We start from the raw sequence: 15,771 nt of genomic DNA, 5'->3' as shown, positions 1-15,771 counted from the left end.
CTCCTTGTTTTACATAAACCCGCCAACATTCCTACACTAAAACAATAACGCTTTCAAAGACCGGAATATAGGAACAAATTAAAGAAATCATGCAACAAATCCAAGAAGGTTGAGTTTAGAAAAAAAAAGAGCCTCCTTTTTGGGAAGCTCTTGGTCAACTAGCTAAAAAATCAGCTCTTCACACTTCATTCATAATGTGTCCATGCAGAATAAATTTCCACAACTTTATTTTCCTCATCAACTTTGTAAACCACTCGATGTTGCCTATTCAGCCTACGTGAATATCTGCCTTCATGTGTAGGTCTCAGCTTTTCAAAAGACTGCGTGGGCATATATGGATCTTCCTTCAAGGTCTGAATCACTTCTTCAAACTGTTTCTTTAAATTCGATTGTTTGATTTTCCTTAGATCCACTTTCGCAGAGTTTTTAATTGCGACTGTATAGTTACTCATCAAAGAGCTTCCCAATCAATATCATCAATATCCGTAAAGCCACTGTCGTCTTTTTCGCGGTCTCGTACTTTGTCTAGAGTACCTGTTTGCTCAAGAAAAAGGGTTTCTTGAATCGCTCTCCAGTCTTCTAGCCCAATCAACACAGCATTGTTTCCACTACGATCACTAATAATCTCAATTTCAGTATGGTTTTCATTTACATCTTTCAATAACTGATAAAAATTTTTGCGAGCAGTGCTAGGATTCATCGTTGTATTAGCCATTGCCTCTCCTCCTTTTCTTGATATAATTATAGCGTACCTGATTGAGTACGTCAAAAATACAATAATGCACTTATATACAGTGAACTTTTCCCGCTATTTTCACATAGAAAAAAGAGCCTCCTTTTAGGGAAGATCTTTGGCCCTGCTTACTTCTTACACCTTTCCAACGAGCGGCAGCCAAACGCGTATTTCGCCTATGCCCCGATTGCCCCATAAATGGTATGGGATCAGTTGCCACGTACGAGGTATGACCGTTTCCGCTCGTTCTTCGTAAAGGGTTGTTCCCGACCATTCTTCGCTTTGGTAGCCTTTGATCGCCAAACGTAAAGTAGTTGGCAACAACGTATCCTCTTTCGAAAAGGTCGCCTCCAGCGCCTGTGGGTCGATGCGGCAACGCCAGAGTGCTTGACCATTGTCGGCTTCTTCTATGCAATACACGAAGGGGCCACGTTGCAATGCGACTTGATTGATAGCTTGAATAACTTGAGGATTCGCACGCAGGATTTGCAATGGTTGTTCAAAACGGATATTGGCCGTCACGTTTTCGACTGCCTCAAAGATGATTACCTCGTTCGTCTCCTGCCATTCGTGTTCACTCTCGATTTGAAACTTACTTAGTCCGTTAGGTTTGTGGATGATAAGCGTCTTTGGAATGCCTTGATAGCGAATCGTGAGGTCCTCTGTAAAAGGAAACCCGCCCGTTTGTTCAAACGTAAATTGATCAGGTTCTTCTAAACGGCTTGCTACAAATAAATTCACGTAAAGCTTCTCTTGATCGCAAGTGTAAACCAAGCGTTGCAGCGAAGCGACCATCCGTGCAAAATTCGGCGGACAACACGCACAACCGAGCCAATCGGGTCGTTGGGCTTTGACGTGACCTTTGCCAGGATTTTCTTGATCTCGTTGGGGATTGACCTCCAAAGGATTCACGTAGAAAAAGTGTTTGCCGTCAATTGCCGCACCAGAAAGGACGCTATTATACAACGCTCGTTCCATCGTCGCTAAATATTTTGGTTCCTTGGTTAGTTTGAACAGCTCAAAAGAAAATTGGACCAATGCAATAGCTGCACAAGTTTCACAATACATCGTATCATTCGGCAAATCATAGGGACCGACAAAGGCTTCCCCGTGAACGGTTGAGCCGACGCCACCGGTCACATACATTTTCTTACAGGCGATGTCTTCCCAAATCGCTTCGCAAGCATCGATTAATTCTTGATATTGGATATGCTGGGCGACTTTTGCCATCCCGCTTGCCATATATAGCACTCGTACCGAATGACCTTTGGCTTCATGCTGCTTTTTAGGTTGATCGTAGGCTTGTAAATAGGTGAGGTCTACCCTTGGCGTTTCATCCGATAAGCCATCCGCTTGGTTTTTCAAAATTTCTTTTTCGTAAAAGGCAGGATCTTCCCCACGTACTTCAAGAAAAAAATCAGCTAATGTCAAATAGGTTTGTTTACCAGTGTATTCATACAAACGCACCAGCGCCAATTCGATCTCTTGATGGCCATCAGCACCTTGAATTTTTTCAGGCTCCCGCCCAAAATGCGTGCAAATATTGGCGATATTTTTCTCTGCCACGGTCAGTAATTTATCCTTGCCTGTCGCTTGATCATAAGCGATAGCCGCTTCGACTAAATGCCCGGCACAATAAAGTTCATGACTGAAATACAACTGACGGTATTTTAACTTCGGTCGGGTCAATTGAAAGAAGGTATTTAAGTAGCCATCCGCTTCTTGCGCCGCAGCAACTAAGTCAATCACTTCATCTACTGTCTTTTCCAATTGCGGATCGCTAGTATTCAACAAGCTATACCCAGCCGACTCGATCCATTTGTAGACATCACTATCTTGAAAAAACCAGCCAAAATGTTCCCCTTCCATTTGCCCTGCAGCGATGCGAAAATTCGCCAGTGCATGGCTTTTCCCAGCTGGCAAATTGGGATCTTCTCGTTCTGCTTGAACATCTACATCGATTTCATCATTTAGGACTTGGTATTGGTAAGGAATCGTTTCTTTGCGAACAAGCTCTTGGTATCCTTGCCAAAACTCGTCCGTGAGCTGGATCTTGTTTAATGCGAATTCTTTCATTTCGTTCTCCTGTTCTTTTACTTTTTTATGCTTGATCATTCAATTCATATTTACTTCATTAATAAAAAGTTCGGATCATCTCCTGTGATATGTTGCCCTGCCTCCTCTTTGATCGTTTGCTTATATAAGAGCTGGTAGGCTTTAGGACTCATGCCTTTTTTTTGTTTAAAGGTATTGGTAAAGTGCTGCCTACTGTTGAATCCTGCTTGAGCGGCAATTTCGACGATTGGCAGCTGACTATTGCTTAGTAAAAATGCTGCCTGCTTCAGACGCTCACTAGTGAGAAAATGGTTGACCGTCACTCCCAGTTGCTCATGAAAGAGTTTATGCAAGTAGGCTTTCGTAATCCCCACAGCCGCTGCGATTTGGGAGACTTGAATATCTTCATCAAAACGCTGTTGAATATAGTTGACCGCAGCGTTCACATAGCAATTGCCCCGTTTGGTTTCTTTCGTACGTAATGAAAAGGCTAATTCCATCAACATCCGCTTAAACAAGAGCTCGATCGTAAATTGCCGTTCAGCAGACGGTTGCTCTTGAGTATCATCGATCATTAGCAGCTGCAGCAATGACTTGATCGCTTGTCCAAATTGGCGGACATCGCGACTTTTCGCGTAAGGCTCATTCAATTGTACATTTCCTTTGATGTATGCAAAAACATCACGAACACAAAGGCCGGACGGTGTCTCACTCAGAAGAAATTCAATATTCAGTAAGGTGCAGGAATCTCCTTCAACGAGTAAGGCGTGTTCCACAAACGCGTTTATGAAAACGAAATCATTTCTTTCCAGAACAATTACTTGATCTTGCACCTTTATCTTACACTTCCCTTTGGTCACAAACATGATCTCACACGCTGGGTGTTGATGTGGATCCATGGAAAAACGCTCAAGGGCAACACTATAGTATGCTGTAATCTTCGCATAGTTTGTTTCTTGTGGAAACACCATTGATCAACTCCTTTTTCATTCGTTGACGATTTCTTTCTTTTTTATTTCTAGTAGACAAAACTTTCCCTCTCTTTTTTATTGCTTACTATACTATAAGAAAAACGTACTAGGAGGAAATCAATGTCTTTTTTACATTTTGCACAAACACCCCCAATGGGATGGAATTCTTGGGACTGCTATGGCGCTTCTGTAACCGAAGCAGAAGTGATCGCCCATGCAGATTTTATGGCAGAGCATTTGAAAGCTTATGGTTGGGAGTACGTCGTCGTGGATATTCAATGGAGCGAACCAGAAGCAAAGTCTACAAGGTACAATGATTTTTATCCGTTGTGTATGGACGACTATTCTCGCTTGATTCCTGCTGAGAACCGTTTCCCTTCAGCAAAAGATGGCGCTGGTTTCAAAAAACTTGGTGACTATCTGCATCAAAAAGGGCTGAAGTTTGGTATCCATATCATGCGCGGCATTCCACGACAAGCAGTTCATCAAAATACGCCGATCAAAGGAACAGATAAACGGGCACGGGACATTGCTATGAATTCAATCTGCCCTTGGAATTCCGATATGTATGGGGTCGATGTTTCATTGCCTGAAGGACAGCTTTATTATGATTCTTTGCTCGAATTATATGCTTCTTGGGGTGTTGACTTTATAAAGGTGGATGATATCGGCGATTCGAAAATTTACGGTGATGCCCATAAAGCAGAAATCAAAGCGATTCGCCGTGCGATCGATCGGGTCGAGAGATCGTCCTTTCTTTGTCTCCCGGACCAGCTGCCCTCAAAAATGGTAGTTTCTTTCAAAATCATGCCAATATGTGGCGCTTGACGGATGACTTTTGGGATCATTGGGACGCCCTTTACGCCATGTTTGACCGAGCAGCAGAGTGGGCACCTTTCGTCCGTCCAGGTAACTGGCCTGACTGTGATATGCTGCCGTTGGGTCATATCGGCATTCGGGCAGTTGATGGTGGCGGTGGTGATAGCTGGACACGTTTTACGGAAGACGAGCAATACTTATTGATGAGTTTATGGACGATCTTCCAATCTCCATTGATGTTCGGTGGTACTTTACCAGACATCGATCCCTTTACGTTATGTTTATTGACGAATACTGAAGTCTTAGAAATGTATCGAAGAATCCATACGAAAAAAGAGTTCTATCGTGATCAAGAGTGGATCATTTGGGAGGCGTTGAGCGACACAGCCGTCTACTATGCCATTTTCAATGTTTCTGATCAAACGCAAACCATCCCAAAATCGATCGCTGCTTTACTACCAATTAAAAGCGGCACTGAGTTATGGCAACAAAAAGAACAAACAATTGCCGATGCTGAGGTTCCTACTCATGGTGTCCGATTATTAAAAGGCAGTATTTAGTAAAGCCGGCAGCAGCATACGTTTATAAGCAGCACAATGCAACCTACTCATTGTGCTGCTTGTTTTTTATTCTTCGTACATTTTTCGACCAAGAAACGCAACGCCTTGATCATTGATTCCAGAGAAAAACAACCTTTCTTTTTGGTCGATGTACTCATAATATGGGACAAATTCGTTTTCTCCCCACAAGTAACTTCGTCCTTCTTTTTTTAATGCTGTTATTTCTTGCAGTTGAGAAGATATAACTTGAGATTCATGATCAAATTGGATGATTTCCCACTTTCCTAACAGAGTTTCCTGCTCTGGCATTCGTGAAACACTTCCTTGATAGATTGAAGCAGAGATTACTGGCCAGCCTGATTCCAGCCAATAGAGTTTACGTATTTGTAAATGGAATTGGTCACTGAAGGGTTTTCTCCGTGCATGATGCACAACGAAGCTTTCTTTATTGGATTGCGTAAAGATCGAGTTATGACCAGGAGCGTATACAACTGGTTATTCTGAGAACTGATAGCTGCCCAGCAGTTTAGTCCCTACTTCGGTGGGCGTCTTTTCTTGATCCGTCATGGCCGTACCATGCCAGTCCAGATATGGCCCTGTAATTTCTTTTGCTCGGGCGACACGGATATTATACGAATCGTTAAGGGAGTCGAAAGAAACAAACAAATAATAATAATCGGTTTCAGGATGATAATAGATAAATGGGCCTTCAATAGCAGTATCAACTGTTTTCGGACGAAAAGCAATCCGTTGACCATAGCTCTTTTCTTGAAGTTTTCCAGTTTCTTTGTTCAATGGAGCAATATAGATTCCGCCAAAAAAAGAACCATAGACAAACCACTGCTCACCTGAGCGGTCAAAAGCAATATTGGCATCGATCGCGTTATGCTGTGCAAGAGTAGCATTGGTTTTAACAACCTCTCCTTGATCTTCCCAAGGGCCCAAAGGATCTGATGCTGTAGCTAAGCCAATAAAAGAAGTGGTACTGCCGAATGTCGAAGCAGAATAATACATACGGAATTCGTCCTTATAGCGAATAACTTCCGGTGCCCATAGTCCTTGAGCCTTGCTCCATTTTACTGCTGGTTCAGGCATTTCTGACAATGCCTGTTTCTCAAATTGCCAATGGATCAAATCTTTTGAACGACGAATTGGTACACCAGCCGTTTTGGGCTGTTGTGTGTCCGTTGAATATAAATAAAAGGTGTCTTCATGTTCAATAATCGTAGGATCATGAACCCCATTGATCGCTGTCATGTCTTCCCTCATCTCCTAATTGATTTATGCTATTTTATAAAAACAGGACAGCTACTTGGCGAGCTGTCCTGTTTGTTCCCACATTCCTGCAGGACAGTTTTTCTTAGCTAAGTTTGCGCGAAACCGATAAAAGCAACCGCATTTGGTACAGGTATGATTCAATCGCAGTGGACAGGTCTCACAAACAGCGATTCTCCTACTGACGATCTCCGGCGAAGCCAAGTCGCTTTCTAAAGAAAGTTGTTCTGCAATCAAGGATTCAATGTCTTCCTGTGCTGCTGCAGCATCTTTCACTTCGCATCCTTTACAAGTCATGGGTCAGACGGTCAATGAGATCGTTAGAACACTCATTGCTGGCACCCGCAAGCTGACTTTGTTCTCTTTGACATCGTAAGCGGTGAAGTCTTGGATCACCACATCTTCAGGATGATCAAAATCATTGTGTGCGTTCATTTTGTCCCCCACGATATAACGAGCTTCTTTCACTTCATTGATCGCTGTTTCCAGGGAGAAGGTTAATTCTTCCGTGCCTTGGGTAGCAAAATTACAAACCGATAGATGGATCGTATCTTCTTTTTTCGAAATCGTATACGTAATGGTATCGCTGCTGGTTCCATGGCTATCAATGGTTTCAGCATCTTGATGGACTTTGTACAAATCAAAGACATGATAGCTTGGGGTTTTCACCATTTGTTCGCCATCTGTCAAAATCATCGCTTGCAGGACATTGACGGTTTGTGCGATATTTGCCATATGCACTCGCTTGGCATGTTTATGGAAAATATTCAAGGTGATCGCTGCGACCATGGCATCACGGATCGTATTTTGTTGGTATAAGAAGCCTGGATTCGTCCCAGGTTCTGCTGAGAACCAAGTGCCCCATTCATCAACAATGATTCCCACACGCTGTTCTGGGTCATACTGGTCCATGATCGCGCTGTGGCGGGTCAATAATTCATCCATGTAGGCTGCTTTTTCACAGGTCACTTGCCACTCTGCCTCATCAAATTCCAAGGCGCTACCTTTTTCTTCCCAGCCTTGCGGATGAACGTAGTAGTGCAAGCTTAGGCCGTCCATCAACCAATGGGCGTTTTTCATCAGCGTTTCTGTCCAATGATAGTCTGCGACATTCGCTCCGCCAGCAACTTTGTAGATTTTTTTGTCACCGTATTGGCGGACATAGGTTTGATAGCGGCGATACAGATCCGCATAGTACTCTGGCCGCATATTGCCGCCGCAGCCCCAGTTTTCGTTTCCTACGCCAAAGAATTTCATTTCCCACGCTTCTTCATGGCCATTTTCTCTGCGAAGATCAGCCATCGGAGAAATGCCATCCATCGTGATGTATTCCACCCATTCCGACATTTCTTGCACCGTTCCGCTGCCGACATTGCCGTTGACATACGCGTCACATTCCAGCTGCTTGATCAATTCAAAAAATTCATGGGTCCCGAAATGATTGTTTTCAGTCACGCCGCCCCAGTGCGTGTTGACCATCGTTTTGCGGTTTTCTTTAGGACCAATCCCGTCTTTCCAATGGTATTCATCGGCGAAGCAGCCGCCTGGCCAACGCAGCACAGGGATTTGAATGTTTTTCAGTGCTTCAACCACATCGATCCGCATCCCATTTTTATTTGGGATCGGCGAATCTTCTCCAACGTATAATCCTTCATAGATACAACGGCCTAAATGCTCTGCAAAATGACCGTAGATATATTTGCTGATCGTTGTTCCTGATTTTGTGTTTTGAATGTTAATCATCATTGTTATACTCCTATTCTTTGATTCCCCAAATGGACTCATTATTATCGCCAATCGTTGAGAACGTTAATTTTTGCTGCTCAAATTCTGTTATTTCCTGAGTTAATAAAATTCCTTTGAAGGTAGCTTCTTCAAAAGTCAATGCCAAGTATCCCGCATCGTACGTCCAAGTTCCGGTCAGGTCACCAGTAACGCTTCCATCTTTTTGAAGCTCGATCGTCTGCGTTTTTAGCATGGTCGTTCCATTGTCGGTACCATGGTTAATGATTTCATAGCGCCCGATAATGTCATCTTCTGTCAAAGCATCCGCTACTTGTTCATTGCCTCGATACTCGTAGGGTGCTGGAACTGGCCAGCCTTCCTCATTCATATACATTCTGTTGACCCGCACTTCATGGGCTTCGGTTCCATTGTTAAAGCGCGTATGGTACACCAAGGACCACTGACCATTCTCATCGATGATCGCCGAATTGTGTCCCGCTGCTCGATACCCCATTTGTTGAAACGAGAATTGGTAGTTGCCAATCAATTTGATGCCGTAGTTTGAATTTTGGTCCCCTTGTTCGAAGATTGGGCTATTTCCTTGGGCATCAAGGTAAGGACCTTCTGGTTTTTCAGCGCGAAACAGTCGCATATTGTAACCACCTTTTGCTGCTAAACCACCGTAAGTGACGAATAGGTAATAATAATCGGTTTCCTCATCATATACAATATAGGGACCTTCTCCTGATTGATGATAGCCGCCAAAAAGCTTGATCCCGAAATAGCGATCAATGATACGCCCATCTTCCGTCGTGCTATCTTCCCCAGGATACATTGGTTTTCCAGTGGCTGGATCAACTTCCAATAAAAAGATACCGCCAGACCAAGAACCATAGGTCATCCATAGTTTCCCTTCTTCATCATAAAACAACGCTGGATCAATGGCGTTTGGCGCATAATCGGTGTTATACGTCAGACCATCTTCGATCGCCCAGTTTTCACTGAACCCACTGATTTTCCCCTCTTTGATCAATTTGGCCAAATGGGTATTTTGATAGTTGGTATTGCGTTCACTACCATCTGTCGAATCTTTTTCTGTAAAACCAGAATAGATTACGGTATCCGCATAACTATAGGGTCCTTCGATCGTTTTAGCTACGGCCAATCCAATCGCTGAACGCCGCCAAGTAGAACTAGCTGAGTAGTAGAGCATGTAGGCTCCCTTGTCTCCATTTGACCATTCATAATCAGCATTCCAAATGACATCTGGTGCCCAAAGGCTGTAACCACCTTGTGAATCGGCATCATCGTAGCCTGCCCATTCAAAAGTCTCAGCTAGATTTTCTTTTGTGTTACCATAGATCATATTGTCTTCCATTGATTCATATTCGTGAGTGAAAGGCACTTCCCAAGTTTGTAAATCTTCTGTTTTCGCTTGGGCGAGATGCGAACCAAATACGTAAAACAGCTCTTGGTCACCAACATGAATAGAAGTAATCGATGGATCGTGAATCGACACTCGATTTTTTGTCGTTGTTTCCCACTCCTTTTGTGAAAGTTGCTCAGCAGCATCTCCTGTTTGACAGCCAGCAAGAAATAAACTAGTAAAAAAAACGGACATGGTTAAACAGAGCATTTTTCTTTTTGTATTCATTTTTTCCCTCTCTTTTATCTATCCTTTGACTACACCGGGTTCGCCAAAATCAGGTAATCCATTTTTTTTCCAAGTAAACGGTTGGACATACGCATGTCGATTGGGATTTTCTAAAGGATTACTGTAATCATTTTTTTCTGGTCTTGCATGATACACTAAGATATCTTGTTTCCCCTCCTCATCGACTGTAAAGGAGTTATGTCCTGGTCCGTATAGGGAATTTTGTTCAGAACTTGAAAAGACTGGTTCCTTCAACTTATACCAAGAATACCCATTCAATAAATCACTATCCTCATCTGCCCACAACAGTCCCATCGCGTAGTTTTCATCCGTCGCACTGGCTGAATAAGTAATGATCACTTTTCCATTTCTAATCAAAGCAGCTGGAGCTTCGTTCACTTTGAAGCCGATTTTTTCCCATTCATAATAAGGAATGCTCAGCAGAATCTGCTTTCCTTTCAATGTCCAAGGGTTTTCCATCTCTGATAAATAAAGATTGGAATTGCCTGGAATGTTTGGATCTGCTTGTGCCCAGACATAATACAATCGGTTCCTGTGTTCAAATACCGTAGCATCTAAACTGAAACTCTCAAATTGCGTCTTGATCTGTCCTTTTTCTACCCACTCGCCTGCAAAGGGATCTTCATTCGCATTTTCGATCGCAAACATCCGATGATGGTGCTGATCATTTCTGACTTCGCCATGATCTGCAGCAGCAAAATAGATGTACCATTTTCCTTGAATAAAATGAATCTCTGGTGCCCAGATCAGCTCACTCATGGGGCCTTCGGCATGAGCCGTCCAGATGGCTTTTACTTCACCGTCAGCCAGTCCTTTCAAGGTTTTCGCACGCCTTAATTCGATTTCCTGATACCCTGGTTTTGATCCAGTGAAGTAATAATATCCATCGGTATGCTTGTATATCCATGGGTCTGCACGTTCTAATACAATCGGTTCCAAATAATTTTCTGCCATAAATTCTACACCTTCTTAAAAAATTCCATTTTCCGTTTTTAGTATTTTTATTGCTTTGTTTTTAGACATATACATCGTCGTAGCTAGTAAATAGAGGACGACACCGATCACATCATAGATGATCAAATGGATGATGACACAGGCGATCATCCAACGTATCGTTCCTTTGTTTATTTGTTTGTCTCGCATATTCTTTGCGTTGATACAACTGATAACGCCCATCAAAATCGTCGCTAACGCAACGATCATAACTACCTTCGATATCATTCCTACCAGACTTGACTGCAAGTATTCATACTGATTTTGATTTTGAAATGCTGCGATCCCTTGTTCTTCAAACCAAGGATAATACCCAAACATCGTTACGAGACCAATACAGACATCCCAGACCGCACTGGCACGTAGTAAATTTCTTTCCAATTTTCGATTCATGATCTTCACTATCCTTTTATTCCTGCATTTAAGTTCATAGATTCAATGAAGTATTTTTGAGCAAATAGAAACAGCATGACGGTTGGAATGATCGCAATCAATGCCGAGCCCATCAATTGACCAATCATTCGGTAGTTACCATAAATGTCTTGTAGCAATAGCAAACCGGCTGTAATCGGCATTTTACTAACATCCGTATACACGATCACTGGCCACAAGAAATCATTCCATGAGCCCGTGAAAGAAAAGAGGCCTGCAACGATCAACACAGGTTTGATCAAAGGAACGATGATCTCTGCAAAAATTGTAAATTCATCTGCACCATCCATTCGTGCTGACTCGTCAAATTCAAGCGGGATACCTTTCATAAACTGTCGCACAAGAAAGATATTTCCCATCCCTGCTAAGCCTGGAATGATCATGGCAAGAGAAGAGTTGACCCAGCCGAAGGTTTCAATGATTTTGTAAGACGGGATCAAATTCACTACGCCGGGAAACATCGAGATCCCCATCAAAAGATAAAAGATACGATCACGGTATTTAAACCGCATTCTGCCATAGCCATAAGCGGTCACTGAAACAACGATCACAACTAAAACAGTGTGCGTGACTGCGATAAACATTGAATTCCATAACCACTGCATAATTGGTGCAGTAGACGTATTAGTCAAAATCGCTACATAGTTATCTAATATCCAGTTTACAGGTAATAAACGAAACCCAGTGGAGACGATTTCGGTTTGAGAACGAAAAGAAGTGGCGAAGCTAAAAATCAATGGAATAACCCAGATGATACATAAAACGATCAGAAACAAATATGCGATGACCATACTAGGTATATGTTTCTTTTGTGTATTCATTTTTTTGCCCCCTTAAGTATTGCTTCTATCTAAAAGAAAATATTGAAATACGGACACACACATAATGATCAATCCTAAGATGACTGCCATCGCCGAAGCCATTCCTGCAATTGATTCTCCTTGACTAAAAGCCAGTGAGCGGATATACATCATCAATACAGTCGTGCTTTGGTTTGGACCTCCACCTGTCATCATCAAAGGCTGTGCAAAGACATTAAATGCTCCAGCAGTTGTCATCACGATCGTATATAACAGTGGAAAGCGAATAGATGGCAAGGTCACATTCAAGAATTTTTGAAACGCTCCCGCTCCGTCGATCTCTGCCGCTTCATAAAGGTCTTCATTGACACCCGCTAAAGCTGAGCGATAAATGATCATGTTACCACCGATCGCTCCCCAAATGCTGACAACAAAAATCAAGATCCATGCATAGGGTTGTCGCGAAGCCCAAGAGAAATCGAACCCAAAAATATTATTGACGGCACCTAATCGAGAGTGGAAAATCAATGACCAGATCAAAGAACCTGCTGAAACAGAGATAAGACCTGGAATATATAGAATTGCTTGAAAAAGTCCTTTCAGCTTCACTTTTTTATGTTGCAATGCAGCTGCAATCATCAGTGGAATGATGATTTGTAACGGCACCATGATCAAAACGAAAATAAAGGTATTTTTCAAACCATTCCAAAATTGGGTATAGAATGTCGAGGAACTATCAAACAATAATGTTTTATAGTTGCTAAAACCGACCCAGACTGGATCAGAGATCAAATTCCATTGCGTAAATGAAGCATAAATACCATAGATCGTTGGAATACATACAAAAATAATAAAGAGTACCATGTGTGGTCCAATGAATGCGATCGATGCCCAGTTAATGCTCTTTTTTTTCATTCCTTTCATTCCCTTCTAAAAATTGGAAAAGGGGATAGAATTATCCCCCCTTCACTTATCTAGCTACTTCTGCAATCTTATCTTCGACATATTGTTGCATCGTTGCTAATCCTTCATCCATATCTAATTCACCGTAAGCGATATCTGTACTATAAACATCTAATGCTTCTAAGACATAAGAGAAATAAACGTAGTCAAAGATGTAAAGTGTTTCTTCTTCCTCTGGTGTAGAAGTAAAGAATGATTGTGGGTATTGTTGGTAATCATCACTTTCTAAAATATCTTTACTTGCAACGATTTGTCCGGCTTTTGCCCATTCGATCGAGTTTGTACGAACAAATTCTAAAAATTGTGCGATTACTTCTTCTTTTTCTTCTGTTCTGCTTTCACTCTTCAACATGCCAAACATATGAGAAGCTGCTCGGTTAGTTGCGATGTCATCTGAAGTCGAATAAATATTTGTTACACCCCAATTCAAGCCCTCAACCGCATCATGAGCGGTGGAAGTCCAAGTACCATCTGTTGATAAGAGTACGTTTCCGCCTTGGAACATCAAATACCCATCTTCTCCATAAGGTGTCATCAAACCTGCATCTGTTAACGCTTTAATTTTTTCTAACGCTTCTTTCATTTCTGGCGTATTCACCGTCGGGTTCCCAGCATCGTCAGAAATTGCGCCACCTAAGTTACGGATTTGCGCTAAGATAACCCAAGAAAGTAACGCATTATTTACGACATAATCGCCTTCTTCCATCTGCCCTGCTAATGACATCATTTCATCAAACGTCACGATGTTATCGTCTAGCCAAGAAGTGACATTGTATTTTTCTAAAAGATCTTGATTGTAATACATGGCACTGGCATGGATATCTAATGGGATCGTATATTGAGTATCGCCGATTTTTCCTGCATTCCACGCTGTATCTAAATAATTGCTTTCTTCTAACTCAGGTTGATAAGAAACCAGACGATCAACCGGATCAATAATATCGGAATTGACAAATTCCTCTACTTTATAAGAATGCATCAAAGTCAAATCTGGAATCCCACTTTTAGAACTAACAACCGTACTTAATTTAGTATACATATCAGACGTGATCACATGATTGATTGTATAATCGGAACCTGATTGTTCATTGAATTCATTTACGATCTGATCCATATAAGCGCCATCATCACCGGTAAGGGGTGACCAAAAATTAATCGTGTATTTTTCTTTTTCCGCTGCCTGATAACGATTAAAACCAATAAGGGCAACTGCAACGACTGCAACTAAAGCACCAATAATAATAAGTTTCTTCTTCATGTTTTTCCCTCTTTCATAGAAATTGAATTTTGGTCTTTGAAGCCGAACACGCCTATCCTCCTTCTCTTATTTGCTATCCCAGCATTTATAATTGCATTATTCATTTCTAGCGTTTGCAAACACTTTCAATTTACAAATAAATCATAACTTGATTTGTAATCGCTGTCAACAATATTTTGATTAATTTATTCAAGATAATATCTATATTAATTAATAATTATATTAATAACTAACGAAATAAACAACGCTATTTACACAAATTAGCAAATATGTTAACATTCAAGTAAATCAAACAGTTTATGCGGAGGTGACACGATGCAATTAGAAATCAATCAAGAAGCATTGCCTGTCTATGAGGCACTTGCCAGTAATGTGCGAATCAAAATCATTCAATTGCTGGCTAAAAACAAGATGAATGTCAAAGAGTTGGCACAAGAGTTAGGCTTAAGTAGTGCCATCGTTACGATGCACATCAAAAAATTAGAGGAAGCCAAAATCATCAAAACAGAGCGTGTGGGGCAAAAAAAGATTTCCAGTTTGAGAGTGGATCATATCGATATCAACTTTCCTGAGAAAATCTTTAATGCCTTTGATACGAAAGAAACGGCGATACCGATCGGTCATTATACAAATTATTCGGTAGAACCAACGTGCGGGCTTGCTACTTCAGCTGATTTTGTGGGAATGGTGGATGAACCGAAATTTTTCATGGATCCCCGACGAATGGATGCCCGCATCTTGTGGTTTACGAAAGGATTTGTCGAATACCAATCGCCAAACTTCTTAGCAAAAGAAGAAAAACTCGAAATGATGGAGATTTCAATGGAGGTTTCGTCTGAATTTCCTTTTTCCAATAACAACTGGCCGTCAGATATCACCTTCAGCTTAAATGGTGTGGAGCTTGGTACATGGACTAGCCCAGGGGATTTTGCAGATATTCGCGGCAAGTATACACCGGATTGGTATCCAGACAATCTCAATCAGTACGGGTTATTGAAGACGATCCGCATCATGGATCACGGAACCTACATGGAAGGTGTTCCTCTTTCCGACATTACGATCAAGGATATACCTGCCTACGAAGATACGTGGCATTTAAAAGTGGAAGTCAAAGAAGATGCCGAGCATGTCGGCGGTTGTACCCTCTTTGGCAAGGGGTTTGGGAATTACGATCAAGATATCAAACTAAAAATGTTTTATAGCTAAAACAACTAATAAGGAATTGTCTATTAGAACGAAGCTGCATATAAAGTCGCTTTTATTTCGTATCCCAAAAATTAGTCTAAAAACTGATTTCCAGTAAGGCCTGTCCTACTGAATAAATAATTCAAGAATTTAAACTATTTAAATTTATTTATTACAGGGTTTTAAATGAAACCGTAACGCATCTATGCAAAGTTGATTTATTCTTGAAAAATAAGTTTTCAAGTTAAACCTTCACCTCAGCAGCTTTATCCATGATCTAAAAATTTCAATCCAGTGGTTAGACAAAGTGCGTTTCTTGAAAGAGTT

Annotated in this window: 13 protein-coding genes and 2 pseudogenes; 2 read left to right on the top strand and 13 right to left on the bottom strand. The window is 41.6% G+C overall.

Annotated elements, in window-relative coordinates:
- Nucleotides 1-185: 185 nt before the first annotated feature.
- From A5870_RS15900 to A5870_RS15885, 4 genes are all read right to left on the bottom strand, one after another.
- Nucleotides 186-452, bottom strand: a complete 267-nt coding sequence (locus A5870_RS15900; protein ID WP_002294198.1) for a Txe/YoeB family addiction module toxin — start codon at nucleotides 450-452, stop codon at nucleotides 186-188.
- Nucleotides 452-715 carry a type II toxin-antitoxin system Phd/YefM family antitoxin gene (locus A5870_RS15895; RefSeq protein ID WP_086293915.1) on the bottom strand — a complete coding sequence of 88 codons (264 nt, stop codon included), beginning with the start codon at nucleotides 713-715 and terminating at the stop codon, nucleotides 452-454. Before A5870_RS15895 ends, A5870_RS15900 begins: the two co-directional genes overlap by 1 nt.
- A gap of 153 nt (nucleotides 716-868) precedes the next feature.
- A complete protein-coding gene (locus tag A5870_RS15890; protein ID WP_086293914.1) occupies nucleotides 869-2,809 on the bottom strand; it encodes a glycoside hydrolase family 127 protein in 1,941 nt (646 codons plus the stop codon).
- Between the two features lie 50 nt (nucleotides 2,810-2,859).
- Complete coding sequence (locus A5870_RS15885) at nucleotides 2,860-3,759, bottom strand: helix-turn-helix domain-containing protein (RefSeq protein WP_086293913.1); 900 nt, start codon at nucleotides 3,757-3,759, stop codon at nucleotides 2,860-2,862.
- A gap of 120 nt (nucleotides 3,760-3,879) precedes the next feature.
- On the opposite strand from A5870_RS15885, the pseudogene A5870_RS15880 reads away from it, so the two are divergent.
- Nucleotides 3,880-5,138, top strand: a pseudogene (locus A5870_RS15880) (alpha-galactosidase).
- 66 nt (nucleotides 5,139-5,204) lie between these two features.
- Here the strand turns inward: A5870_RS15880 and A5870_RS17820 are convergent.
- From A5870_RS17820 to A5870_RS15835, 9 genes and pseudogenes are all read right to left on the bottom strand, one after another.
- Nucleotides 5,205-6,395, bottom strand: a pseudogene (locus A5870_RS17820) (arabinan endo-1,5-alpha-L-arabinosidase).
- Between the two features lie 51 nt (nucleotides 6,396-6,446).
- Nucleotides 6,447-6,710: a DUF6171 family protein gene (locus tag A5870_RS15870; protein ID WP_086293912.1), complete on the bottom strand. Its 264-nt coding sequence runs from the start codon at nucleotides 6,708-6,710 to the stop codon at nucleotides 6,447-6,449.
- A 3-nt stretch (nucleotides 6,711-6,713) separates the two neighbouring features.
- On the bottom strand, nucleotides 6,714-8,159 hold the full coding sequence (locus tag A5870_RS15865) for an alpha-N-arabinofuranosidase (protein ID WP_086293911.1): 1,446 nt from the start codon (nucleotides 8,157-8,159) through the stop codon (nucleotides 6,714-6,716).
- Nucleotides 8,160-8,169: 10 nt separating this feature from the next.
- The gene (locus A5870_RS15860) at nucleotides 8,170-9,792 is read right to left on the bottom strand and encodes a glycoside hydrolase family 43 protein (protein ID WP_086293910.1); all 1,623 of its coding nucleotides are present in this window, start codon (nucleotides 9,790-9,792) and stop codon (nucleotides 8,170-8,172) included.
- 18 nt (nucleotides 9,793-9,810) lie between these two features.
- Nucleotides 9,811-10,767: a glycoside hydrolase family 43 protein gene (locus A5870_RS15855; RefSeq protein WP_086293909.1), complete on the bottom strand. Its 957-nt coding sequence runs from the start codon at nucleotides 10,765-10,767 to the stop codon at nucleotides 9,811-9,813.
- A 15-nt stretch (nucleotides 10,768-10,782) separates the two neighbouring features.
- Nucleotides 10,783-11,199 (bottom strand): hypothetical protein, encoded by a 417-nt coding sequence (locus A5870_RS15850; protein WP_170924064.1) that lies wholly within the window; start codon nucleotides 11,197-11,199, stop codon nucleotides 10,783-10,785.
- Between the two features lie 8 nt (nucleotides 11,200-11,207).
- Nucleotides 11,208-12,059: a carbohydrate ABC transporter permease gene (locus A5870_RS15845; RefSeq protein ID WP_005227285.1), complete on the bottom strand. Its 852-nt coding sequence runs from the start codon at nucleotides 12,057-12,059 to the stop codon at nucleotides 11,208-11,210.
- A gap of 12 nt (nucleotides 12,060-12,071) precedes the next feature.
- On the bottom strand, nucleotides 12,072-12,962 hold the full coding sequence (locus tag A5870_RS15840; RefSeq protein WP_170924063.1) for a carbohydrate ABC transporter permease: 891 nt from the start codon (nucleotides 12,960-12,962) through the stop codon (nucleotides 12,072-12,074).
- A 46-nt stretch (nucleotides 12,963-13,008) separates the two neighbouring features.
- Entirely contained in the window at nucleotides 13,009-14,259 is a 1,251-nt protein-coding gene (locus A5870_RS15835; protein ID WP_008376109.1) for an extracellular solute-binding protein, read from the bottom strand.
- A gap of 315 nt (nucleotides 14,260-14,574) precedes the next feature.
- Here A5870_RS15835 and A5870_RS15830 point away from each other — a divergent pair, with 315 nt between their 5' ends.
- Nucleotides 14,575-15,465: an ArsR/SmtB family transcription factor gene (locus A5870_RS15830; RefSeq protein WP_086293906.1), complete on the top strand. Its 891-nt coding sequence runs from the start codon at nucleotides 14,575-14,577 to the stop codon at nucleotides 15,463-15,465.
- The last annotated feature ends 306 nt before the right edge of the window (nucleotides 15,466-15,771 follow it).

The sequence above is a fragment of the Enterococcus sp. 2G9_DIV0600 genome (assembly GCF_002140615.1).
GTDB lineage: Bacteria > Bacillota > Bacilli > Lactobacillales > Enterococcaceae > Enterococcus_D > Enterococcus_D innesii.
This window is presented reverse-complemented; position numbering and strand designations above follow the sequence as displayed.

Bases quoted from the DNA above. Each gene is read 5' to 3' on its own strand.
- A5870_RS15895 (WP_086293915.1), bottom strand. From the start codon at position 715: ATGGCTAATACAACGATGAATCCTAGCACTGCTCGCAAAAATTTTTAT.
- A5870_RS15865 (WP_086293911.1), bottom strand. From the start codon at position 8,159: ATGATGATTAACATTCAAAACACAAAATCAGGAACAACGATCAGCAAA.
- A5870_RS15855 (WP_086293909.1), bottom strand. From the start codon at position 10,767: ATGGCAGAAAATTATTTGGAACCGATTGTATTAGAACGTGCAGACCCA.
- A5870_RS15835 (WP_008376109.1), bottom strand. From the start codon at position 14,259: ATGAAGAAGAAACTTATTATTATTGGTGCTTTAGTTGCAGTCGTTGCA.
- A5870_RS15885 (WP_086293913.1), bottom strand. From the start codon at position 3,759: ATGGTGTTTCCACAAGAAACAAACTATGCGAAGATTACAGCATACTAT.
- A5870_RS15845 (WP_005227285.1), bottom strand. From the start codon at position 12,059: ATGAATACACAAAAGAAACATATACCTAGTATGGTCATCGCATATTTG.
- A5870_RS15860 (WP_086293910.1), bottom strand. From the start codon at position 9,792: ATGAATACAAAAAGAAAAATGCTCTGTTTAACCATGTCCGTTTTTTTT.
- A5870_RS15900 (WP_002294198.1), bottom strand. From the start codon at position 452: ATGAGTAACTATACAGTCGCAATTAAAAACTCTGCGAAAGTGGATCTA.
- A5870_RS15850 (WP_170924064.1), bottom strand. From the start codon at position 11,199: ATGAATCGAAAATTGGAAAGAAATTTACTACGTGCCAGTGCGGTCTGG.
- A5870_RS15830 (WP_086293906.1), top strand. From the start codon at position 14,575: ATGCAATTAGAAATCAATCAAGAAGCATTGCCTGTCTATGAGGCACTT.
- A5870_RS15840 (WP_170924063.1), bottom strand. From the start codon at position 12,962: ATGAAAGGAATGAAAAAAAAGAGCATTAACTGGGCATCGATCGCATTC.
- A5870_RS15870 (WP_086293912.1), bottom strand. From the start codon at position 6,710: ATGACTTGTAAAGGATGCGAAGTGAAAGATGCTGCAGCAGCACAGGAA.
- A5870_RS15890 (WP_086293914.1), bottom strand. From the start codon at position 2,809: ATGAAAGAATTCGCATTAAACAAGATCCAGCTCACGGACGAGTTTTGG.